Here is a 21,656-nt window from a genome sequence, read left to right on the forward strand (position 1 = left end):
CCCAACAGTGGGTATTCCCTCTCAGGAGGTGGGGAATTTCAGTGAGCAGGTCTGGGGAGTTTCAATGAGCGTGGTCACTGTCATAGCCGTCTGCAATCCTGATGAATGGTGGTCACCACGTCACGTCTCCGACATCATCGTCGACATCCAGACAGGCCAACACACCTACCACTTGATCACCGGTGACGGGCGCGAGTTGGCACTTCGAGTTGTCGCCGGGACGACGGGAACGATGTTGAGAACCGAAACAGACACCTGGAAAGGCCAGGCTCTCGCCGATGTGGCTGACTGCTGATGTCGGGCTAGAGCCGACCAGACCGCTTTCCACCGGAAGCCGATGGAACGGTACGCGGTCGACCGGGCAAAACACACGTCAGATCGGATGTAGGCGTCGTTGGAGAACGGGACGTTCCAGGCGTTTGGCGCAGTCGTGATGGGTCTTGCCTACGGCGACGCCGTTGCGTCCTCGTCCTGTGGATCGGCACGACCCCCGACGGGAACATTACGAGTTCTCGAGCAACCGGCGAATAGAAGCAACGGCATGCCCCGACAGACGAGGAAGGATGTGAATCAATGGCTCGTCGAGGAGTCACCCGTACCGGCAAGGACAACCAAGGCGACATCACCGCTCTGTGCAATCCGGGTGAGGCTTGGTCATCGCGTCGAAAAAAGGACGCGATCAACGACATCAACAGACGCCTGCACAGCTACCACGTGAAGTGGCCAGACACAATCGAGACCGAGATCCCAGTGGTAGAAGGTCCGAGAGGCCCTTACCTGCGTAACGACAAGGACCAGACAATACGGAACAACCTCGGAGCCTGCCGGATGGTGGTGTACATCAGAACCGCGAGAGCATGCCGCTGCTACCTCGCCAGGATAGGTCGATATATCTATTTTGTTAGATATCTAGAACTTCTGGTAAGGTTGCCGTGTGCAAGTAGCGGGTTACGAGGATCCGTCGGAGATAACGCCCCGGATCAATGTCGACCGAGAGAGCCGGGTTCCGCTCGCCACGCAGGTAGCCCGCCAGTTCACCTGGCTAATCGCCACCGGAACAATCCGCGCCGGCTCTCACCTGCCCACGATTGTCGACGTCGCCAGACATGTGGGCGTCAACTTCCATACGGTCCGCGCGGCGTATCAGCAGCTGCGCGACGATGGGCTCGTACTCACCAAACGGGGCTCCGGGACGGTGGTGTTGGGATACGATCGTGATCGTGCGATGGCCCGTGGCGGGCACCATCCAACCTTCACCATCGGCGTGCTCGTTCCATCCTTCAGCGACTACTACGCCGATTATCTCGAATCGATCATCGAAGCGGCAACGGTCGAGGGGTGGTTGCCCGTCATCTGCCACACTCGCCATTACGACTCGGTGGTGGTCGCCCGCTACCTAGATCAACTGTTCAGCCGGAACGTTGACGGCGTCATCGTCACTCACTTCGAAACACCGGGCGATCTGAGCACGCTTGACGTCTTCAAGTCGGCGGAGGCTCTCAGACCATTCGTGTTCGTCGATTGTGCCGACGTCGGCATAGGGTCCACGATCACCGTCGACCGCGAAGGTGACGGCTCGGTGGCGACAAACCATTTCATTGAGCACGGCCATGAACGGATCGGGTACCTGGCTCCACCCGAGACGTGGAGTGCCACCAAGCGATTAGGGAGCGGCTACCACCGCGCGTTGAGTGAGGCCGGGATCGCCACAGACGCCCGTCTGATCGAGCACGCAGCAGAGTTCTCGCTTGGAGCTGGGGCCAAAGCCGCCCACCGTCTCCTCCAGCACCCTGAGCCGCCCACCGCCATCTTCTGCGCCGGCGACATCCTCGCCCTCGGCGCGATCAGCGCCATCGACAGTCTCGGACTCCGGACACCTGGCGATGTGGCGGTGATGGGCTACGGCGAGATTCCCTTCTCGGCGCTCGCCGCGCCGGCTCTGGCGAGCATCCGTCTGCCCGCCGATGTCCTCGCTCACGAGGCGGTACGAGTTCTGCGGCAGGCAATCGACGACGGCTGCACACAGCCACCTACCGCAGTCGCAACGTCGCTCGTTCCCCGGGCCTCGTGCGGATGCCACCCGACCGGCCAGGTTTCAGAAGGGCAGACCGGGGACACCTCCCCGGCACAGGAAAGGAAACGCTCATGACACAGAAAGGCAACATCGTCCGTTGGCTGGCCACCCTCGTTACCCTGACGTTGCTGGTCGCAGCATGCGCCGGCGACGCCGCCACAACGACCACCGAGGCGGCACCGGCCGACACGACTGCTGCAGCGGCCGAACCGGTTGCCGTATCGCTGCGGCTTCCTTGGTTCCCCAGCGCCCAGTTTGCAGGAGACTACGTGGCGCTCGAAAAGGGCTTCTTCGCCGAAGAGGGCCTCGACGTCACCATCAATCCGGGCGGATTCGACATCAACAGCATCACGCTGGTTGCTGCCGGAAGCGACACGTTCGGGTTGCACGACACCAACTCGCTGCTCTTCGCCAATGCCGAAGGCATCCCGCTGATCACGGTGGCCACCTTCCTACAGAAGCATCCAGGCGCGATCATGGCCCTCGCCGACTCCGGATTTGAATCACTCGCCGATCTCGAAGGCAAGACCATCGGCTTTCAGGAAGGTGGACCCTGGCAGCTGACACAGGCGATGCTGGTCAAGAACGGCATCGACCCCGATTCCCTCAGACAGGTGGCAGTCGGATTCGACCTAACGCCGTTGTTCGAGGGCACCATCGATCTCATCACCGTTTTCTCGACTAACGAGCCGATGCTGGCCGAACAACAGGGCTTCGAAACCACCGTCTTCGTCCCCTACGACTACGGGGTCGAAACGTCGGCGAATGCGCTGTTCACCACCAAGGAGTATCGGGACGCCAATCCGGACACGGTGTGTGCGATGGTACGGGCCATCGCCCGCGGTTGGGAATACGCACTCGACAACCCGGAGGAAGCCGCCGACATTGTCGTCGCCGTCGATCCCGACAACCTCGACCGTGACAAAGAACTCAAGAGCCTGGCCGCCATCGAAGACGACGTGCGGACCCCCGATGCCATAGCCAACGGCATCGGTTCGATGACCCTGGATCGATGGCAGACCGCCGAGGACGTCCTGGGGGAGTACGGTGGGTTGACCGTGGATATCGACTTGACCTCGGTCTACACGGACGCCTGCTTCTCCTCTTGATTGCCAGGCAGGAGGGTGGCCCGGTTCATACGGACCACCCTCCTCCCCGCTGGTGAAAGGACCCACCCTCATGGTCTTCGACAAGAACGCCAACACCCCAGGCAAGGTGCAGTACCACCTCCGGGTCGGCCCCGGCGACGTCGCCGAATACGTCCTCCTCCCCGGCGATCCAGACCGTGTGCTCCGCATCGCCGGCCACATCGACGACCCCAAAGAGATAGCGCACCACCGCGAATACCGGACCGTCACGGGCAGCTACCACGGCATACCGGTCACCAGCACCTCCACCGGGATCGGATGTCCATCCGCGGCGATCGCCGTCGAAGAACTGGCCAACGTCGGTGCGACCCATTTCGTCCGGGTTGGCAGCAGCGCAGCGCTGGCTCCCGGAATCCGCACCGGCGATCTCCTCATCAACACCGGATCGATGCGCCTCGACGGCACCAGCGCCGCCTACGTCGACCCCGGCTTTCCGGCCGTTGCCGATCACTACCTCGTGCATGCGCTCATCGAGGCAGCATCGGAGTTGAGCGACCAACGCGGGTTCGACTACCACGTGGGCATCAACGCGTCGAGCGACGCTTTCTATACCGAAACTCCCGCATTCATCGAGAACCTGATGCGACACAACATCACCAACATCGAGATGGAGAGTTCCGCGATCTTCACGGTTGCGCACCTACGCGGGCTAGCGGCTGCGATGGTGTGCGCGGTGTCGTACAACTACACGGACCCCGACGACATCGACTACGAGACCGCCAACCATCGCCTCATTCAAGGATGGGACAACGCCATCGATGTCGCCCTCGAGGGTATCCGAAGATACCAGGCTGTGAGAACCTAACCGTGGCAGAGCAGGGCATCGAGCGAGGAATCGCTTTCGATGGGATCGGGATGCGCTTCGGCGGAGAGCAGCCCGTCCGTGCGCTGCGCGACATCACGCTCCAAATCCCCGACGGCGAGTTCACCGCCATCGTTGGTCCGTCAGGATGTGGCAAGTCGACCCTCCTCCGGATAGTGGCGGGCCTGCTCGAACCCACCGAAGGCACGGTGTCGGTGCGCGGCAAAACCCCCGATCAAGCACGGCGAGATGTCGAATTTGGTTTCGTGTTTCAGAGCCCAGTGCTGTTTCCGTGGTTGCGAGCACTCGGCAACGTGCTGCTTCCCGATCGGATTCTCGGCGACCGCAACCCTGCCCACGGCTCAAACATGGACGAGCTGGCTCGGCGCCTTCTCGCCCAGCTGGGACTGGCGGGATTCGAGGGTCACTACCCCGGGCAGATGTCGGGAGGGATGAGACAACGAGTAGCCCTCGCCCGCGCATTGATCTACCAACCATCGACCTTGCTCATGGACGAACCGTTCGGCGCACTCGACGAGTTCACCCGAGACCGCCTCAATCTCCAGCTTGTCGAGGTTTGGAGCAACTCGGGGACAACGGTGTTGTTCGTGACCCACAGCATCCAAGAGGCCATCTACCTCGCCGATCGGGTGGTTGTGCTCAGCGCTCGACCTGGCCGGATCAGCAGGATCGCGGCCGTGCCTTTCGGTCGACCCAGGCCCCTCGAAATCCGGTACGAACCCGACTTCGCCTCCCTTACCGGCGAGCTGCGCAGCCTCCTCGAGGAAGACCCTGACACAACCGAAGGGACGGTCACATGACCACAGAGTCGCCGATGCGGAAGGGACGCCCGAAGTGGCGCACGGTGATACCGGCGGCCCTATTGTTCTTTGCAGCGCTCGTCGTCTGGGAGGTCATCGTCCGGGCATTCGAAGTGCCCGCCTACATCCTTCCCAGCCCCACCGAGATCCTGACAGAGCTGATCGCCGAGGGCCGCTCCCTCACCACCGATCTTGGCTGGACCATGCTCGAGGCGGTACTGGGATTCCTCGCAGGCAGCTCGGCGGCCTTCCTGGCCGCCGTCATCTTCGTGCATGTGCCGATCGTGGAACGAGCTGCCTTCCCGTGGGCGATCGTGCTGCAGACGGTCCCAATCGTGGCGATCGCTCCACTACTAACAATCTGGTTCGGATTCACCCTGGTCCCGAAGGTTGTGATTGCCGCCATCATCTGCTTCTTCCCCGTGCTGGTCAACACGACCCGAGGTCTTCGCTCGGTGAGCGGCGAAGCCCTCGAACTGATGAGCGTTCTCTCAGCTCGGCGTTCCTCTATCTTCTGGCGACTGCGCATACCTAGTTCGTTGCCCTACGTATTCGCCGGGTTGCGGGTTGCCGCCACCTTGTCGGTCATAGGAGCAATTGTTGCCGAGTTCACCGGATCGGATCGCGGAATCGGATACGTCATTGTGCAAGCTGCCTATCGGATTGACACCCGACTGATGTTCGCCGGGATCGCCCTATCATCCCTCGGCGGGATCCTTTTCTTCAACATCATCGGCTGGTTGGAGAAGGCCGCGATTCGCTGGCCTGACGCCCGGATGGAAGACCAATAGAAGAGGAGCGAGACCGTACAGCGGCGGATACCCGGACCGGACGCGGTCCCGTCGAGACAACCGTCCGATTGACCACCGGTAGAAGACCAGCAGAACCGATACAACGAAGCAACGAGGCCCCGGTCAGCTACCGCTCTGACCAGAGCCCATTCGTAGCCGGAACAGGATTTGAACCTCCGACCTTCGGGTTATGAGCCCGAGTCCGGGGTGTTCGCTGACCTGCGGAAACGCGCGAAGCGCCTGCTCAGACGGCGCTTCTGGTCCGGGTCATTCCGCGTTCTTGACCGTCCCATCCCACCCTCTCGCGCGATGGACGCGCGATGGAGAACGTGCCCCGCCGAGATGTACACCCCACGCGAGCAGGTACCGCGATCATCACGATCGCCTGATGTGCAGGATGTGGGCTTGCGGATGATCATTGGCCAGCTGACTGGCCAATGCGTGCTCGTAGGTAGTGACGATTATCTGCTCCGGCGCATGCGCAGCAGATGCGTCAGCGAGATACCCCGCCACGGTGCGTCGCAGTTTGGGGTCGAGGTGTTCAAGGGGTTCGTCGAACCAGACGAATGGCAATGTGGTGGAGCACTCAATTACCAGCAGGTGCGTGATGAGCCGCGCCCAAATCCGTTCGCCGCCACTGAGGCTGTCCCATCCGAGCTCTTCGCCAGCGACGAAACGGGTAACAGCGCCATCCGGTCGAAGCTGAAGCCCGCCGTCGTTGAACAGCTGCTTCCAGCGCCACTGCACTTCCCTGGCAATCGGCTCGATCCTTGTCGACGTGAGCTGTTCGGTAGCGGTTCGAAGAGCAGCAGCCGCGGCAGCCGCGACACCTTCGCGACGAAACGCCTCGGTGAGTCGGCGTTGAGCCTGCTGTACTTCGTTGTCCGCGTCGAGTTGCTGCCTGAGGGCGTCGATCTGGGAACGAAGCCCACCCAGGGTCGCGTTGTGGCTGTTGAGGGCATCGAGCGCTTCGCGGTACACCCGCTCGGCGAACTCGGGGTCTTGGTGCTCGTCGGACTGCGGGCCCTGCGGCTGGCTCAGGACTTCGAGCCGCGCCACAAGCGAGTTGATCCGTTCGAGTTGCGCAGTCGCCGTGGCTGCGGCACGGGACAGCTCGGATTCTTCGCGGTGTGCTCTTTCAGCGAGCTCGTAATGGGCTGCGCGGGCAACGGCAACGGCGTCTCGATCGATCGGTCTCAGACATGTGGGGCAGGTGGTGTGGTCACCCTCGAGGAGCTCAAGTCCGTGCTCGGCGGCGATGGTCGCGGCTCGGGCGTGATCCAGTTTCCCAATGGTTTCTTCCGTTCGGTCCGTGATGGTGACGCGGGCCTGCGCAAGCATCTCCTGGAGGACGACTCGATCAGCATCTGACGGCACCTGTTCGTCTGCAAGGACTTCCCTGACCTCCTTGGCGATGTCAACAAGCGCATCCTGAAACATGTTGGCCACGGTGCGGAATCGGGCCCACTCGGCCGCTAGTTGACGAGCCTGATCAGCGACAGCCAGCCCTGCTTCGAGGCGGGTACCGGTAGCTTCGGCGCCGACGACATCGCCTTGGAGCCTCGCGATGTCGGCCTCCACGGTTGCTCTATCGGCAACGCGCTGCTTGTCACTCGCCCGGAGTCCCTTGGTTGCCTTTTGAGCGTCCTTGAGTGCCCCGTCGGCCAGCTCCGATGCTCGGAGTAGGTTCGTGACCCCGAAGGCCTGGTGAAGATGCGTCTCGATATCGAGGGCTCGGTCTGAGGCGACATGTCCACCGCCGAGCATGACAGAAAGCCGTGCAGCCGTCGGCAGGTCAATGCCGAACTCGCTTTCGACAAGATCCTGGGCAGCTCCTGGATCCAGTTCTTCCTCGTTGAGGCGATAGGTAGATGTTGGTGAGCCCCGGCGTTTGATGTTTCGTTCAATCGCGAGGGTCGATCCGTCGCGCAATGTCATCGAAATCTCGACGGTGGCCTGTTCGGTGCCGGCTCGGATACAGTCCTTCGGAGAGATGCTCCGGGCGTGTTCGCCGAATAGGGCCCACGCGAGGGCGTGCACGAGCGACGTCTTTCCAACGCCGTTGGGGGCTACCACGAAGGTTGTCCCCGGCGCGAAGTCGACGTCCAGGGAGTCGTACGACCTCCAGTTTCGAAGGCGAACATGGCGAATCATGCTGCGAGCGCTCCAACGATCTCACCGAGTCGTTCTGGCAGATCTTCGGGGCTCGCGACGCCTGATTCGAGATCGGAGATCAACCTCGCCAGCCCTGTCGTCTCCGTGTCACCGAGATCTGACCAGGCCATTCGCTTCTCGGTGATTTGAGCGCGAGCGCCCTGGGCAGCGACAGCAAGCACAGACGACCTCACGATCGCAGGAACATCGATTGCATCACTGCCGACGTCGAATGACCGGATCAAGTCAGCGTCCAGAGCTGTGAATGAAGGGGCGAGTTCGTTGATGAAGGCGGCGCACGCTACGGCAGCCGCCGCGATGGGCCGTGCGATCCGGGGTGGTCGGGACTGGCCGCTGGGGACCTCGAAAGCGGCTTCGAGGTCGGAACGCTCGATGATCACGCCGACCATGGGCGGTTTGGTCATGAGCAGTATTCCGGCGGTCTCGCCGAACGCGCCGAATATGGCGGCCGCCGCTGAAATACGTCGAGGGGTCAGTTCATTGAGCTCGGAGTCGGCCGGCTCAAGCATGCCGCGAAGCCGGTGACCCCGGCAGGTGATGATCAGGTCACTGTCAATTCCGGACGCGCGGGCTGCGATGTCCGGGACGACGTCGCAGCCCTCGTTGAGTTCATCGTGAAGGTCCGCCTCAAGCCGGCCGACGACGTCAGCGATGTCGCCGGCTGGCATCCGCGCCGGTTCGTGAGCGAGGAGTGCAGCGATCGACGGGCGTGAGGCTTGGGGATCGATTCCTCGCCCGGCTTTCAGGGACGCGATGAGCCGCTCCGCTTCTGCCCGCTGGGTGGCGGTGAGATGGTCGAGGGATGGCTCGTCGCCGCCGTGCTCGAGGAAATCGAGGTATGCGTCGAGGACCTCGTCGACCGGATCGAAGTCGTGCGTCATCGGTTGCCTCCTTGTGTGAATCGTTGGAATCTCGGATGGTCATACAGCCGTTGGGCGATGCGCCGGTAGACGTAGGTCACGCCCGGTGGCGAGAGGTCGAACTCGTTGGCGAGCGAGTCCCTGCTTCGCTCGCCGGTGTGTAGCCCGAGGAAGATGGTTCGGTCTCGATCGTCAAGAAGCTCATGCGCGAGCTTGATGAGTTCGAGCTGTTGAGCGGTGGCAAAGAACTGCTCTTCGAGGTCCGGCCCTGTCGCCGCAATCCCTTCAAAGAGGGAACGACCCAGTGTTCCGTCCGCGCCCTCTGGTCCGGGATTATCGCCGGACACCATCGTGAGCTTGGGCCGGTGCCTTGTGGCGCGCAGCCACGCCTGCCCGTCGCGTAGGGCACCCTTGGTCTTGTTCGTCGCGATTCCGAACGCCACCGCCTCCCAGCTCTCAGTGACCTGCTCCGGCGGTTTAGTGAGCAGCGCCTTGAGGCACTCGCTGAGGATGTCCTCAGTGCTGTGCCCGCCCTGAATCTGGAGTTCAGCAACCGGATCGCCAATCACTCGGGCGACGCCGGATCCAGTTCGTCGGCGCCGTGGCGCGTTCCGACGAATCACCCTGTGGATCTGTGCCCACATGACGTCGACGATCAGCTCAAGGCGCTCCAGGTCGTCTTCGAGCGGATGCCGCGGTAGTGGGTGAGGGCGGTGGATTCATCATCTGCTGGTCTAACTGTCGCGACCCGACTCGAAAAAGAAAGCGATTCGATCAACTTTCTTTTTGGTGTCTGGCCGCGACGTACACAGTGAGCCGCCCGCTCAAGAGAACAGACGACGAGAAGGAGTATCGCCATGAACGACACCACCGTGTCAGAGATGAACCATGAGGTGCGATTTAGCATCGACGGCCAGCCATACAGCACCTGTGACCGCCGCCAGCCCGCGGCGGACTTGCTCCGGCTCGCTGGCCTCGACCCGAGCCTGTTCGATCTCGGAGAGGTGCGGGGCTCCAGCCCCGGAACCCGCCGTTACTCAGACGACGAGATCGTCAAGATCCGGCCGAGCGCTCGTTTCGTGTCCATCCGTGAACGCGCCGACGTGGCCTAGATGATGAGCGACGGGGTCGACGACTTCATCGAACGGGTGACCAGATTGGGTCTCGACCCCGTGGCCGATGGCCAACTGGTCATCTACAAGATCGAACCCGTCGACGGAGCCCACATCGGTGCCACGGTCCTCACGGGTGTCGCAATCGAGGAGCTCTCCAGGTGGCCGCTGGTACCTCCCCATTGGATCCACCTCCCAGCACCCGTCGAGTTCGCCCACACCAACAGCCGGCCCTCTCCTCGTTCGGGATGGACCATGCATAGCCGTCAGATCACACGCTGGGGTCAAGACCCCGACCCCGGCGTAGGTTGGGTCGGCCACGTTCGCGGGGTCATCGGGGCAGCCACAGGATGACCCGCGCCACCTCCGTCGCCTTGACCGGAGCGACCCACGCCCGTCTATGCGAACACTTGCTCCGTGACGATGGCCAGGAGGACCTCTGCCTAGCTACCTACCGAGCCTCTTCAGGCCGCAACCGTGCGACGGCGATCCTGCGAGATGTCATCCTCCCTCAGCCCGGCGAACGAGACGTTCACGGCAACGTCACCTTCACCGGCGAGTACGTGCTGCGAGCAACCGAGATCGCAGCACGTACTCAAGGTGGCATCGTCGTGTTACACAGCCACCCTGGCGCCACCCGATGGCAGTCGATGAGCGGCCCCGACCGCGACGCCGAAAGCTCGTACGCCAACCTGGCCCGTGAACTCACCGGACTGCCCCTCGTCGGAATGACCCTCGCCGGCCGCGACCGGACATGGTCTGCACGCCACTGGGACACCGGCGTCGGACGAGACATCGCCGCCAGCCCCGCTCACAACGTTCGGGTCATCGGTGCCACACTCGACATCTCATGGAATGACCGTGCCGTTCCCGCTCCTCGTACCACAGGACAGCACCGGAGGACCGTCAGTTGCTGGGGCGAAGAGGTGCAGGCGGATCTGGCACGTCGAAGGGTTCTGGTCGTAGGCGTTGGGAGTGTCGGCCTCGACGTTGCCGTTCGACTCGCCGCGTCCGGGCTGACCTCGATCACCGTTATGGATTTCGACATCGTGAAGGAACACAACCTCGACCGGCTGATCGGTGCGACGCGACGCGACGTAGCGCTCCGCCGCGCCAAGACTCACGTTGTGGGGCGGGAGGCACGCCGCAACTCCACCGCCGCGAACGCCCGAATTGAGATCTCGAACCTGAGCATCTGTGAACCCGAAGGCCTCGCGGTAGCACTCGACCACGACGTCATCTTTTGCTGCGTCGACCGGCCATGGCCTCGAGCCGTCCTCAACGGCATCGCCTACAGCGACCTCATCCCTGTGGTCGATGGCGGCGTCGCCGTTGACACCATGCCAAGCGGAACACTTCGCAACGCGACCTGGCGATCCCACGTTGTCGCCCCAGGACGGCCGTGCCTCCTCTGCAATCGACAACTCGACGCCGCCCAGGTCGCCCTCGACATGGACGGCCTGCTCGACGATCCTGACTACATCGCTGGTCGAGCCGGCCACCCGAATCAACCAGCCGGTCAGAACGTCGCCATGGTGTCGATTAACGCTGCGGCGAGCCTCTTGGCCCAGTACATCAGTCTCAGTGTCGGTCCCGCCGGCATGGGCGACCCTGGACCACTCCAATACCTCCTGAGCACTCACGAGTTGCTGCACCTCGATCACCCGTCGAACCCGCACTGTCCCTACGAAGCAGCTGAAGCCGAAGGCAACAAACGCACGCCCCTCGTTGGAGCCCACTCCGCCGCCGACCATCTCCGCGCCAGCCACGGTTCTGACTTGCCTCTGAAAGTCAGAGCACTTCGCCTCGTCGACGATCGTGTCGACTCGATCGAGCGTTGGCTCGATCGCCGCGCGTGATCCATCGCCGGAGATGAAGGGATTGGGGGTCTTCAGACAGGGTGGCTCGCGCCCGACTGACAGGCTTGGGTGACCTTCTGCTCGCATTGCGCGAGCCCGTTCAATCTCGAGCGCCTGACGCTCAGGTCGCGTCCATCGGCGCCGACCAGCCCGATAGCGCCCACCTGCCTGATCTGTCAGGCAGCTACCACAAGACTGACGACGATCGCGAGGCCTGCCAAGATGACTGTTGCGCGTTGCATTCGAGCCAACTCCCTCGGCTCACGATCCAACGAGAAGGACGAACGTGAAGCTCTGCTACGTCGATGAGACCGGCACAGATGGCAAGAGCCCGGCCGTCGTGATGGTCGGGATCATCGCCGACGCAGCTCGCATTCACAGGACTCGATCCGAGTTCCGCGCGATCTACGAGCGTTTGGAAGGCCTGCCGGATGGGACGATTCGGGAGTTGAAGTCGACCGAGCTCTATCGGGGGAAAAGGCGCTGGGATGGGGTCGATGGACAACTCCGGCACCAGGCGATCGGCGACTTCTGCGATTGGCTCTGCGAAAGGAAACATGACATCGCATTGGCTGCGCTGGACTACACCCGATTCGAGGGATCACCCCTCCACGATCAAGGCCTAGACCGTTGGGGCGCCGCTGCGCTTCACGTCGCCCTCCAAGTTCAGCGAGCGCACCAGGGCAAGAAGAAGAACAAGGGCAGCACTTTTCTCGTCTTTGATGAGAACAAGCAGAAGACGGACGCCCTAGCTCAGCTGCTCTACGAACCGCCAGCGTGGTCCGACACCTACTACGACCGTTCTGCGAAGAACGAGGCCCTTGACCAAATCATTGATACGGCTTTCTATGCCCAATCACATCACGTAGGACTCGTGCAGGTCGCCGACCTTTTCGCGTTCCTGTTCAAGAGATACTCAGAGCTCTTGGACTATGGCCACGATGAAGACTTCCAGGGCGAGCGTGACAAGGTATCCGGATGGGTCAAAACCTTGAGCAGCAGACTGCTCCCGGCCGCACACCGCTGGCCGAAGAAACCGAAGAACGACCCTGCAAGATGGTACGTCGACCTGGCTCCTGCAAGTCTCCGCGCTATCGGGTAGCTCGGGCCAGTTGTATTGGCACTACTCCGGAGTCTCTGCAACTCCCAACGCCAACCTCGATTCCGCACGATCGAGTAGCCGCATGAGCAGGTCAGCGAGGAACACGACCTCGGAAGCCTCGATCGGGTCGGTGTAGTCGACTTGGCGATGGCTCGGCGGGTTCTTGAACGTACCAATAGCTCCAGCGAACAACTCCATAACACCAACCCGTTCCCCCGGATCCAGATTGGGGTCGCTGAGTGGACCACCATCGTTCTTGAAGGCTTCGCGCATCAACTTCACGCCGATGAGCGCCGAGTCCGCGTCGGCCAGCTCCCGGACCCGGATCTCCACCTCGCGCATGGCAGCGAAGGCTGCGAGCTCGTACTCCCCCAGAAGGAACTGTGATCGAACTTTTGTCAACAGGTGGTGCAAGTCCTCGTGGAGCCGCTCTGCTGCGTTGACACGACGGAGACCTTCTTCGAGAACGGACTGACCGAGTCGCGTGACGAATACTGCCTCGCTCCCCGACTGACCCGGAGTGCCGCGGGCAATCAACCCCTTGGCGACGAGCCAGTTGACCGCTTCCACAAGGCAACGCTGGGCTGGCACGCTGACGCCACGTTGTGCAGCACCCTTGACAAAGTTGCCCGAGTGCCACTCGCCAGTCTCCTCTAGATGCGCCAACACCACCAGACCCAACCGATCGATCGACAAGGAACACAGCTGATCGTCCGCGAGGGTCGTAAGTTCGCTCATCCAGCCCCAAGCTACCTGCCCCGGAAGGGTGATTGCGCGGCGATTGCCGGGCTATCCGATCAATGACCTTCATCCTGCGGTGTCACTCAGTTGACAGGGCTGCTGACACTCTGCTGACAGGGTCGGCGCGGAATCTAGCTCTCGTGAAGTGCACGAGAGGAGCGGCCTGTGGGGCCGAGACCCCCAGCGAGAGCGGCGGACACTGAACTGATTCGTCGGCTTGATGCGGAGTGGCGGATCCTGTCCCACTCGCGCTGGTTGCGAGATCGACTTGGGGCATGGGAAATCGACGATGACCGGCTGTCGTTCGATGACGGTGACCAGCTCGTCGCCGCCGCTCAGAGGCGAGATGCTCAGGGTTGGGCCGAGAGGGATGAGATCCTGGCCGCTCTTCTCGTACGAGCCACCGACGACGGACTGGCCAAACGAGTCGCGCTCCAGGTGGTACTTCCGGGTTTGAAGAGCCTTATCAACGGAATCCGCGGCTGGGATGTCGAAGAACGAGCTGCCCGGGTCGTGGCGACGGCGTTGGACGCCATCTCCTGGTGCGCTACCGAGCCGGCAGGAACGCCACCGAGTTTTCGGATCTACGTGAACACGAGGCGCCGAGTCCTGCGCGCAGCGGTCCGTACTCGGTCGGAACCGGTGGTGTTCGTCGACGACTACAGGCACCTCGATGTTGGCGAGGAGAGCACCGACGGCCCGTCCGAAGAGCAGGAGGTTGAGCAACTCGTCGAGTGGGTTCGACAGCGGGGGCGGGTTCGGGAGGATGCGGCTCGCCTTGTAGTGATGACCCGGGTCGCCGGGGTTTCGGTCGATGAACTGGCCGCCGCTGACAACGTCGATCCCCAGACGCTGCGACAGCGGCGACTGCGTGCCGAGTGTCGCGTTCGCCAAGCCCTGACCCTGGCTCGATGACCACATCAAGACCGAGAGTGTGTCGCGTCCCGCTCCTTCGCCCGCCCCTTATGCCAGCGATAGGCCATGAAGTCCGACCCCGACCACCGACCGAATGGAGGAAACATGCAAGCTCTTTCACAGCAACCCGACCGGAAACTCGGACGAAGCGTCACCCCGCCGGACGGTGACGCCCGCGCGCTGACCGAGGTCGAGCTGGACGGTCAGATCCGAGCCGGCTGGGGCATCTGGTGTGATCTGCTCGACGATCTCCTGAGTACTGGCGGGATGCTGCCGTCCCGTGAACTGGCCGGCCGGGTGGTGGGCTTCTTCGAGGACGGCTACTGGCGAGCCGAGGACGCCCGAGTCGAGGCGTTGCGCCGTCAGATGGCTTCCCAACACATCCGACGACGCCGTGTGACCGATCGGTCGAGAGGGATCCGATGACTACCCAAGGTAACGAGGTGTACACCGGAGACCGGCACTCTCGGCGAAGCTTCACCCCGGCGCTGACCATCCGAATCCTGTATTTCGCCCTATGGCTGCTAGTGCTGTCGGGTCCGGTCGCAGCCCTCCTCGTTGCAGCGCAGGTGTCGTCACTCAGCAAGCGAATCGACGTCGTGGATGGGCGGGCTGAAGCGGAGCCGGCTCCCGACACCGCTGGAGCTGAGGGTTTCGCCGAGCTCTTCATCGCCGCCTACCTCGGTGCCGGAGAGAATTCAACCGATTCGCTCGGTCCCTTCCTGGACAACGTTTCGTTGGATGGAGTTGAGAGCGGATCGTGGTCGGCGACGAGGACGACGAGCCTCGGCGCCTCGGAGGTCTCCCCTGGCTACTACGCGGTGAGGGTGGCTGCGGAGGTTGTTGGCGCCGGAAGCGATGCCGACGGGCAGCCCGTGTGGGTTCCGGCAGGCACCCGTTTCTACTCGGTTGGTGTGGCCGAGACGCCAACTGGGTGGGCAGTCACCGGCTTACCCACATTGATTCCGGCACCCGCCCGCGTCACTGTCCCGGACCTGCTGATTGATCGCCTTGACGGACTCGATGCGACACCAGGTCTGGAGGAGATGCTGTCGCGCTTCCTGGCTGCCTTCCTAGCCGGGGATGGCGAGCTGGCCCGGTACACCTCCCCGTCCTCGCCCATCGTTCCGATCCAGCCAGCGCCATTTTTGAGTGTCGAGATCCTCGAGGCCGGGATGGCCGAAGCGTCGGGCGGCCTGTCCGAGGTGGCGGTGGTTGTTCGGGCGACTGATATCGCCGGCCGGGCCCAGATTCTCGAATACGCCCTCGTAGTCGAACAGCGGGACGGGCGGTGGGAGGTATCTGAGCTCTTGCCGGCACCACCCCTGGCAACGCTCCAAGAAGGCAGTTGAACGAATCCAGTGAGAGGAAGGAACAAATGATTGAGACAGCAGAGACCGTGGTTGGGAACTTGACCAATCTGGCGATCGGGGCGGCGGTGTTGGTCGCTATCGGCATGATCTTGTGGTCGTGGCTGGTGAAGCGGACCGTGTCGGCGGTGATCGGGGTGATCATCCTGGCCGCCATTGTCCTGTTCGCTATCAACGCCACCGACTGGCTACAGAACAAGGTGGCTGAGGACGTCGGCGCCCTCGCCCCGCCCGCTCACACAGTCGTCGTGACGATCGACGGGTCGCTGTAGGTGGCGGCGATGGACTTCGACGTCTATCACTCGTACACCCAGGCTCTCCGTCACCCGGTGATTATCGGCCACGTTGCCGGTTGGCGGCTCCCGTGGGCTCTTTCGGCTTCGCAGTTGGGGGCGGTCGCTGGGATGAGCGGGCTGCTGTTGGCGACCCGACCTGTGTGGGCGCACCTCGGGGCGGTCGGGAACCTGGCCGTGTTCACGTTGTTGATTGCCGGGTCGGGGTGGGCGGTGAGGCATTGGAGGATCGAGGGTCGCTCCCCGTTCCTGGTCGCTGCCGGACTGGCCATGGTGATTCTGTCGCCTGGGTGCAGACACGGAGTCCGCAATGGGACGCCCGTCACGCTGGCACGACCGACCCGCGGCAACCAAGTCGGCGTCGTGATGGTGCCCGCCCCGTTGGGTCTGGGGAGGCGGGCGGATGGGTAATCCGCTTCCGGTGCGGGGCGTCACCGGTCATCTGGTGTGGGGCGCCGATGGGGCCGTGTGGGCGTGCTTCGAGGTGGAATCGTTCCCATATCCGCATCGGTCGGTTCGTGATGCCCGGGAGGTGCGTGCTCGCACCACCGCCGCTCTCCTCGGTCTCCCGACCCATTCGCTGATCCTGTCGATCGGCCGCAACCTCTCCCGCGATGAGCTTGAACAGCGGATCCGTGGCGAAGACGCTGCGCCTGGCTGGGCGGGCACGGCGCGTCGCACGGCGAGTCGGCTGGCCTCGGAGTCGGTGTATGAGCGCCGCTGGTTTCTTGCCGTTCAACTCCCCGACACGAGCGGCAGGCGCCGCATGGTGGATCGGCTCCGGGCGGCGGCATCAGAGCTCGGCTGTGCATTTGGGATACCTCCACAGGTCGTGGGGCGTGGTCGAGTTGCAGTGGCGATTTCGCAGGCGGGTTCTCTGGCGGATCAGCTGTCACAGCATCTCCGTCTCCGGCCGCTCGACGCCGGCCAGGTGCACTGGCTCTACCAGCGAGCGGTGCTGCGGGGCCTCCTCGACCCGCCCCTCCCGAATGACAACAGCGCGGATCATCCGTCGGTGGTCAGGTTGGATCGTGATGCCGTCTACTTCGAGGGTGGCCGCCGGACCGATCCGGATCGGCTGTCGCATTGGCGGTACCTCACCGTCGAACATCCCGACTACGGGACCGGCTATCAAGCCTTCTCCTGTCTGGCTGAAATCCCAGCGGCCTGGACGTTCCCGTATGGGTCCGGGGAGTGGCTGTGGCATCTGGACGATCAGCTCCCCTTCCCCCTCGACTGGGCCGTCCGCATTGAGAGAATCGACAATCAGGCGGCCCGCCGCCGAGCATTGCGGGCGAAGCGGAACCTGGTCGGCCAACTCGCCGAACCGGGTGGCGACCCGGCCGGCCCGGCCACCACCCTCACCGCCGCCACCGATGCGGTCGACGAGCATCGGGCCCGGCTCGAATCGAATCCGGCGCTCCCGGCGCTGCGGGCGACCACCATCGTCGCCGTCGCCCATCGGAACCTGTCGGAGGTGGAGCGGCGGGTGGCCGTGTTCGAATCCGGGTTCCGGGCGGCCGAGTTCAACTTCTATCGGCCCACCGGCGCCCAGCTGGCGTGTTTCACCGCCATGCTCCCCGGAGCACCAGTCTTGCCGGTGGTACGGGAGTACGCCCAGGACCTGTTGCCCGACGGTCTCGCTTCGGCGATGCCGTTCGCCGGCTCGGGTGTCGGCGACCCCGGCGGCATGCTCCTCGGTTTCTCCCTCGACGGGCTTCTTCCCCGTCCCGTCTTCCTGGATCCTGCCCATGGCCCCCGAGATCTCAACCGGTCCGGGTCGCTTGCTGCCATCGGTGAACTCGGAGCCGGCAAGAGCTTCCTTGCCAAGACTCTCGCCTACAACACGGTGGCGATGGGCGGCCAGGTGGTCGCTATCGACCGTACCGAGCAGGGCGAATACGGTCGGCTCGCCGAGGTGATGGGGGGCACCGTCCATGTGGTGGAGATCTCGGCCGATGCGGCCGTGGGTCTGGACCCGTTCCGGGTGTTCGACACCGACGAACTGCGACTCCGTTACGGGGTCGGGTTCATCACCCTCCTCACCGCCACCCCACCAGGCTCGACCGCCGGCACTCATTGCTACCGGGCCGCCCAACACACCTTGGAACGGGCCGCACAGACCGGTCAACCCGCCCGACTGCGTGATGTGATCGACGACCTCGAAGCATCCGACGGACCGGGTGGTGAGGTGGCTGACAAGTTGCGGGCCCTCTCCGAGATCTCCTACGGCCGGTTGGTGTTCGGGGACCCGGGACCGGCTGTCGACCTCGACGGTGACTACGTGTGCTTCCACATCCCCGGTCTGCGCCTCCCCCGCCGCGGGGTGTCGCGGGACGATCAGCTCCCTGAGGAACTCCTCGGCCAGGCCATCTTGTACTTGGTCGCCGCCTTCTCCCGCCGGGTACTGTTCCGAGACGTCCGCCGGTTTGCGGCTCTGCTGTTGGACGAGGCTCACGCCTTGACTGCGAGTGCTCAGGGTCACGGGCTGGTGATGGACCTGATCCGTGACGGCCGCAAGCACTTCGCCGCGGTGTGGGCGTTCAGCCAACTCGCCACCGACCTCACCGCCGAAAGCGGCACCGAGGACGTCGACACGCTGTTGGGTTACCGGGTCGTGTTCCGCCAGTCCCCCGGGACCGCTGCCGACGCTCTCCGCTTCCTCGGTTCGGACGGCCGGGACGACAACGTCGAGACGATCGCATCGCTCGGTACCGGCGAGTGTCTCATGCGGGACCCCTCTGGGCGTCTTGGGCTGGTCCGCATCGCTGTACCCGACGACCCCGACGTTGCCAACGCCTTTTCCACGACCCCCGGCGCCAGCCGGGTGGCGGTTGGACCGTGGCCCTCCCTCAGCCACGATCACGATTCGGGGCTCGTCGCCGGCGGGACGGCACCGTGAGCCATCACCAAGACACGGCGGAGCGCCGTCGCCAGGCGCCGGCTTTGGACGGGTGGGGGTGGATCGTCGCATGGCTCCTCGCTGTCCTCGCCATCACGGCAGTGGTCTGGGCGCCCCCGGCCCACGCCCAGACCGGTGAACCTACCCCCGGCGTCGAGTTGGGTGAGGAGTTGTATCCGCCCACCGACTACCCGACCGACGACAGTCAGGGGATTGTCGGGATCGGCCGTTACGACATCGGCTGCGACAACGACGGGTTCATCGGCGACATCGGGTGCGTGACGATCGGCACGGCCACCGACCTGGTCTTCTCGATCGCCAAGATGCTGGTCGCCCTCGCCATCTGGTTGCTTGAGGCCGCCACCGGGTTCGTCATCGAAGGAGCGCTAACCGACGCCGCCACCGCTGTCGCCGACCTGTTGGATGGTCGGGTGCTGGGGCCGATGCGACTGTCGCACCTGGGACTGGTCGTCTCCGCCCTCTACATGGGTTGGCAGTTCCTGCGGGGAAAGGTCGGTGCCGGGGCCGGGGAGTTCGCCCTCACCCTGATCGTGTTCGCCGTGCTCGTCCACGTCACTACCGGACCCGGCTTCGGGGGAGCGGTAACTGGCGCGATGCGAACTGCCGGTGGGATCTCGGCCGAGATTGTCTCGCTCGCCGCCGACACCGACCGAGATGCCAATGTGTCCGATGGGGTGAGCGGGGCGTTGATGGCCGGGTTCGTTCGTGACCCCTACGACACCATCAACTGGGGAAAGCCACTCCAAACGAGTTCATGTGCGGACGCCCGCAACCAGGCGTTGGTTTCCGGACCTCACGGCTTCGACGACACCCCCCGACAGCTGATGCAAGCTGCTGGATGCGACGCTGAGGCCGGGTTCAACGCCGACGCCACGGTCGGGCGCCTCGTCGGAGCTTTGCTCTACCTGGTCGTCGCTGCAGCGGCCCTCGCCCTGTTCGTGGTCACCGCCTTCACCCTGGTGGTCGCTAAGGGCCTGGCCCTGTTCCTGATCGCCCTCCTCCCCGTCGCTCTCTACGCCGGGCTGTTCCCCGGTGCGGGGCGCAGCCTCCTCTGGCATTGGGTGGCCGCCCTCGTGCGGGTGGTTGCTCTCGTGATCGTGATGGGTGTCTTCCTCGCCCTGCTAATCACCGGCCTCAATGGGCTCCTCGGCGTGGCGGGCGGCATGTGGACACGGTTCCTGCTGGTGATCTTCTTCATGGCCGTGATGACGATCGGCCGCCGTCAACTCCTCGACATCGCCTCCCGGTTCGCCGATTCCACGCTCGGTCGCCTCGAAGGCGGCCAGGTCGGAGGCTCCCACGGGGCGGCCTGGATTCGCCCCTACCAGGCGGGAGGGCTCACCGGACTCGGCGTCACCCACACCGTCCGCGAGGCCACGACCGACCTTCCCGCCTTGCCCCGCAAGAAACCCCAAGCGGTGCCCGCCCTGACGGCGGCAGCCTGGCAGCAGGTTCCGCGGAGGACCTCGGCGTGAGCTGGCATCTCGTCGCCCGCGCCGCCGCCCATGTCGCCAAGAAGAAGCTCGCCGAGCAGAGAAGCGGTTCGGTGCTCTGGCGGGTCGTCGTCACCGTCGGGATGGTGACCGCACCACTCGGCCTCGTCCTCCTCATTGTGATGCTTGGGGTCGCGGCGGTGGTCGCCCACAGCCCTGCGGCCGCCGCTAGCGGAGCGCTCGGCATCCCGCCGGTGGTGTTCTCCGCCTACGTCGCCGCCGAAACAAACGCACCGAGCATCGCCGCCGGCTGTGTGGTGGATTGGCCGATCATCGCCGGCATCTGGGTGGTCGAATCCGGCCACGCCACCACTGGTGGACGTAGCGTCGGCTCCGACGGGCAAGTGACCCCGCCCCTCTATGGGATCACCCTTGACGGCTCACAGCCCGGCACCGCCATCGTCCCCGACTCCGACGGTGGCCTCCTCGACGGCGACCCGATTTGGGACCGGGCGGTCGGGCCTGCACAATTCCTCCCCGGATCGTGGCGTGCCTTCGGACAGGACGCCAACAAGGACGGCACGGCCGACCCGCAGAACGTGTTCGACGCCGCCCTCGGCTCCGTCGCCCACCTCTGTCTCACCGCGCCCGGCGACTACACCAACCCCACCGACCTCGAAGCGGCGATACACGGCTACAACAACTCGGCCGAGTACGTCGCCACCGTCTCCGGGTGGATCGACTATTACCGGTCGTTCCAGTTCGCCCAAGGTGCCATCACCGCCGACGGGCTATACGCCTTCCCCCTCCCAGTCGAATCGGTCACGGTCGACCAGATACGCAGGAGTCACCACGACTACCCCGCCTCCGACCTCGGCGTACCCGAAGGCACCCCCGTCTACGCCGCCCACCCCGGCACCGTCAGCAACGTCTACGAGCCATGCCACACCTGCAAGTGCGGGCGGGGTGTCACCATCACCGGTCTCGACAACCACCGCTACACCTACTGCCACGGCACCCAAGTCAACGTCGAGCCCGGAGCCGAGGTGACAGCCGGACAGCTGATCATGACGTCGGGCAACACCGGCAACTCCGAAGCCCCACACCTCCACTTCCAGATCCGCAACCCCGACGGTGCCCTGCTCTGCCCTCAACAGCCGCTCGAGGCCTGGTGGAACGGGATCGGGCTCAACCCCGCCACCGCACCCACCAGCGGCTGCACGCACTGAAAGGAACA

22 protein-coding genes are annotated in these 21,656 nt (G+C 64.0%); 18 read left to right on the top strand and 4 right to left on the bottom strand.

The features are described 5' to 3' along the window. The first annotated feature begins 64 nt into the window (after positions 1 to 64). The 6 genes from P1T08_08730 to P1T08_08755 all read left to right on the top strand — a co-directional run bounded on the left by P1T08_08730 (position 65) and on the right by P1T08_08755 (position 5,636). A complete protein-coding gene (locus tag P1T08_08730; GenBank protein ID MDF1596168.1) occupies positions 65 to 295 on the top strand; it encodes a DUF3892 domain-containing protein in 231 nt (76 codons plus the stop codon). 639 nt (positions 296 to 934) lie between these two features. Beyond that, entirely contained in the window at positions 935 to 2,149 is a 1,215-nt protein-coding gene (locus P1T08_08735; protein ID MDF1596169.1) for a substrate-binding domain-containing protein, read from the top strand. Beyond that, positions 2,146 to 3,183 (top strand): ABC transporter substrate-binding protein, encoded by a 1,038-nt coding sequence (locus P1T08_08740; protein MDF1596170.1) that lies wholly within the window; start codon positions 2,146 to 2,148, stop codon positions 3,181 to 3,183. The genes P1T08_08735 and P1T08_08740 overlap by 4 nt, the downstream gene beginning before the upstream one ends. A 52-nt stretch (positions 3,184 to 3,235) precedes the next feature. Then, positions 3,236 to 4,027 (top strand): nucleoside phosphorylase, encoded by a 792-nt coding sequence (locus tag P1T08_08745; protein MDF1596171.1) that lies wholly within the window; start codon positions 3,236 to 3,238, stop codon positions 4,025 to 4,027. 2 nt (positions 4,028 to 4,029) lie between these two features. Further along, entirely contained in the window at positions 4,030 to 4,845 is an 816-nt protein-coding gene (locus tag P1T08_08750; GenBank protein MDF1596172.1) for an ABC transporter ATP-binding protein, read from the top strand. Then, on the top strand, positions 4,842 to 5,636 hold the full coding sequence (locus tag P1T08_08755; GenBank protein ID MDF1596173.1) for an ABC transporter permease: 795 nt from the start codon (positions 4,842 to 4,844) through the stop codon (positions 5,634 to 5,636). Before P1T08_08750 ends, P1T08_08755 begins: the two co-directional genes overlap by 4 nt. Positions 5,637 to 6,011: 375 nt before the next feature. On the opposite strand, the gene P1T08_08760 is transcribed toward P1T08_08755, so the two are convergent. Genes P1T08_08760 through P1T08_08770 form a run of 3 tightly spaced genes read right to left on the bottom strand, consistent with a single transcriptional unit; the run spans position 6,012 to position 9,240 of the window. Continuing rightward, a complete protein-coding gene (locus P1T08_08760) occupies positions 6,012 to 7,790 on the bottom strand; it encodes an AAA family ATPase (protein ID MDF1596174.1) in 1,779 nt (592 codons plus the stop codon). After that, positions 7,787 to 8,692: a hypothetical protein gene (locus P1T08_08765; GenBank protein ID MDF1596175.1), complete on the bottom strand. Its 906-nt coding sequence runs from the start codon at positions 8,690 to 8,692 to the stop codon at positions 7,787 to 7,789. The genes P1T08_08760 and P1T08_08765 overlap by 4 nt, the downstream gene beginning before the upstream one ends. Continuing rightward, on the bottom strand, positions 8,689 to 9,240 hold the full coding sequence (locus P1T08_08770) for a hypothetical protein (GenBank protein ID MDF1596176.1): 552 nt from the start codon (positions 9,238 to 9,240) through the stop codon (positions 8,689 to 8,691). Before P1T08_08770 ends, P1T08_08765 begins: the two co-directional genes overlap by 4 nt. 288 nt (positions 9,241 to 9,528) lie before the next feature. Between P1T08_08770 and P1T08_08775 the strand changes: the two genes are divergently transcribed. The 4 genes from P1T08_08775 (at position 9,529) to P1T08_08790 (ending at position 12,744) form a co-directional block, all read left to right on the top strand. Then, complete coding sequence (locus P1T08_08775) at positions 9,529 to 9,783, top strand: hypothetical protein (protein ID MDF1596177.1); 255 nt, start codon at positions 9,529 to 9,531, stop codon at positions 9,781 to 9,783. Beyond that, the gene (locus tag P1T08_08780; GenBank protein ID MDF1596178.1) at positions 9,784 to 10,137 is read left to right on the top strand and encodes a hypothetical protein; all 354 of its coding nucleotides are present in this window, start codon (positions 9,784 to 9,786) and stop codon (positions 10,135 to 10,137) included. Further along, positions 10,134 to 11,642 (top strand): ThiF family adenylyltransferase, encoded by a 1,509-nt coding sequence (locus P1T08_08785; GenBank protein MDF1596179.1) that lies wholly within the window; start codon positions 10,134 to 10,136, stop codon positions 11,640 to 11,642. The genes P1T08_08780 and P1T08_08785 overlap by 4 nt, the downstream gene beginning before the upstream one ends. A 286-nt stretch (positions 11,643 to 11,928) precedes the next feature. Continuing rightward, the gene (locus tag P1T08_08790) at positions 11,929 to 12,744 is read left to right on the top strand and encodes a DUF3800 domain-containing protein (protein MDF1596180.1); all 816 of its coding nucleotides are present in this window, start codon (positions 11,929 to 11,931) and stop codon (positions 12,742 to 12,744) included. Between the two features lie 21 nt (positions 12,745 to 12,765). On the opposite strand, the gene P1T08_08795 is transcribed toward P1T08_08790, so the two are convergent. Next, positions 12,766 to 13,482, bottom strand: coding sequence for a TIGR02391 family protein (locus P1T08_08795; GenBank protein MDF1596181.1), 717 nt, complete (start codon positions 13,480 to 13,482; stop codon positions 12,766 to 12,768). 168 nt (positions 13,483 to 13,650) lie between these two features. On the opposite strand from P1T08_08795, the gene P1T08_08800 reads away from it, so the two are divergent. The 8 genes from P1T08_08800 to P1T08_08835 all read left to right on the top strand — a co-directional run bounded on the left by P1T08_08800 (position 13,651) and on the right by P1T08_08835 (position 21,648). Then, a complete protein-coding gene (locus tag P1T08_08800; protein ID MDF1596182.1) occupies positions 13,651 to 14,400 on the top strand; it encodes a hypothetical protein in 750 nt (249 codons plus the stop codon). A gap of 105 nt (positions 14,401 to 14,505) precedes the next feature. Further along, positions 14,506 to 14,826: a hypothetical protein gene (locus tag P1T08_08805; protein ID MDF1596183.1), complete on the top strand. Its 321-nt coding sequence runs from the start codon at positions 14,506 to 14,508 to the stop codon at positions 14,824 to 14,826. Further along, positions 14,823 to 15,752, top strand: coding sequence for a conjugal transfer protein (locus tag P1T08_08810; protein ID MDF1596184.1), 930 nt, complete (start codon positions 14,823 to 14,825; stop codon positions 15,750 to 15,752). Before P1T08_08805 ends, P1T08_08810 begins: the two co-directional genes overlap by 4 nt. A 26-nt stretch (positions 15,753 to 15,778) precedes the next feature. Further along, on the top strand, positions 15,779 to 16,042 hold the full coding sequence (locus P1T08_08815; GenBank protein MDF1596185.1) for a hypothetical protein: 264 nt from the start codon (positions 15,779 to 15,781) through the stop codon (positions 16,040 to 16,042). Positions 16,043 to 16,051: 9 nt separating this feature from the next. Next, a complete protein-coding gene (locus P1T08_08820) occupies positions 16,052 to 16,474 on the top strand; it encodes a hypothetical protein (protein MDF1596186.1) in 423 nt (140 codons plus the stop codon). Further along, positions 16,467 to 18,965, top strand: coding sequence for an ATP-binding protein (locus tag P1T08_08825; protein MDF1596187.1), 2,499 nt, complete (start codon positions 16,467 to 16,469; stop codon positions 18,963 to 18,965). Before P1T08_08820 ends, P1T08_08825 begins: the two co-directional genes overlap by 8 nt. Next, a complete protein-coding gene (locus tag P1T08_08830) occupies positions 18,962 to 20,461 on the top strand; it encodes a hypothetical protein (protein MDF1596188.1) in 1,500 nt (499 codons plus the stop codon). The genes P1T08_08825 and P1T08_08830 overlap by 4 nt, the downstream gene beginning before the upstream one ends. Further along, positions 20,458 to 21,648, top strand: a complete 1,191-nt coding sequence (locus P1T08_08835; protein ID MDF1596189.1) for a peptidoglycan DD-metalloendopeptidase family protein — start codon at positions 20,458 to 20,460, stop codon at positions 21,646 to 21,648. The genes P1T08_08830 and P1T08_08835 overlap by 4 nt, the downstream gene beginning before the upstream one ends. Positions 21,649 to 21,656: the final 8 nt, after the last annotated feature.

The sequence above is a fragment of the Acidimicrobiia bacterium genome (assembly GCA_029210695.1).
Lineage (GTDB): Bacteria > Actinomycetota > Acidimicrobiia > Spongiisociales > JAHEDJ01 > JAHEDJ01.

Bases quoted from the DNA above. Each gene is read 5' to 3' on its own strand.
- P1T08_08775 (MDF1596177.1), top strand. From the start codon at position 9,529: ATGAACGACACCACCGTGTCAGAGATGAACCATGAGGTGCGATTTAGC.
- P1T08_08815 (MDF1596185.1), top strand. From the start codon at position 15,779: ATGATTGAGACAGCAGAGACCGTGGTTGGGAACTTGACCAATCTGGCG.
- P1T08_08765 (MDF1596175.1), bottom strand. From the start codon at position 8,692: ATGACGCACGACTTCGATCCGGTCGACGAGGTCCTCGACGCATACCTC.
- P1T08_08825 (MDF1596187.1), top strand. From the start codon at position 16,467: ATGGGTAATCCGCTTCCGGTGCGGGGCGTCACCGGTCATCTGGTGTGG.
- P1T08_08740 (MDF1596170.1), top strand. From the start codon at position 2,146: ATGACACAGAAAGGCAACATCGTCCGTTGGCTGGCCACCCTCGTTACC.
- P1T08_08810 (MDF1596184.1), top strand. From the start codon at position 14,823: ATGACTACCCAAGGTAACGAGGTGTACACCGGAGACCGGCACTCTCGG.
- P1T08_08795 (MDF1596181.1), bottom strand. From the start codon at position 13,482: ATGAGCGAACTTACGACCCTCGCGGACGATCAGCTGTGTTCCTTGTCG.
- P1T08_08785 (MDF1596179.1), top strand. From the start codon at position 10,134: ATGACCCGCGCCACCTCCGTCGCCTTGACCGGAGCGACCCACGCCCGT.
- P1T08_08805 (MDF1596183.1), top strand. From the start codon at position 14,506: ATGCAAGCTCTTTCACAGCAACCCGACCGGAAACTCGGACGAAGCGTC.
- P1T08_08730 (MDF1596168.1), top strand. From the start codon at position 65: ATGAGCGTGGTCACTGTCATAGCCGTCTGCAATCCTGATGAATGGTGG.
- P1T08_08820 (MDF1596186.1), top strand. From the start codon at position 16,052: ATGGACTTCGACGTCTATCACTCGTACACCCAGGCTCTCCGTCACCCG.
- P1T08_08780 (MDF1596178.1), top strand. From the start codon at position 9,784: ATGATGAGCGACGGGGTCGACGACTTCATCGAACGGGTGACCAGATTG.
- P1T08_08760 (MDF1596174.1), bottom strand. From the start codon at position 7,790: ATGATTCGCCATGTTCGCCTTCGAAACTGGAGGTCGTACGACTCCCTG.
- P1T08_08755 (MDF1596173.1), top strand. From the start codon at position 4,842: ATGACCACAGAGTCGCCGATGCGGAAGGGACGCCCGAAGTGGCGCACG.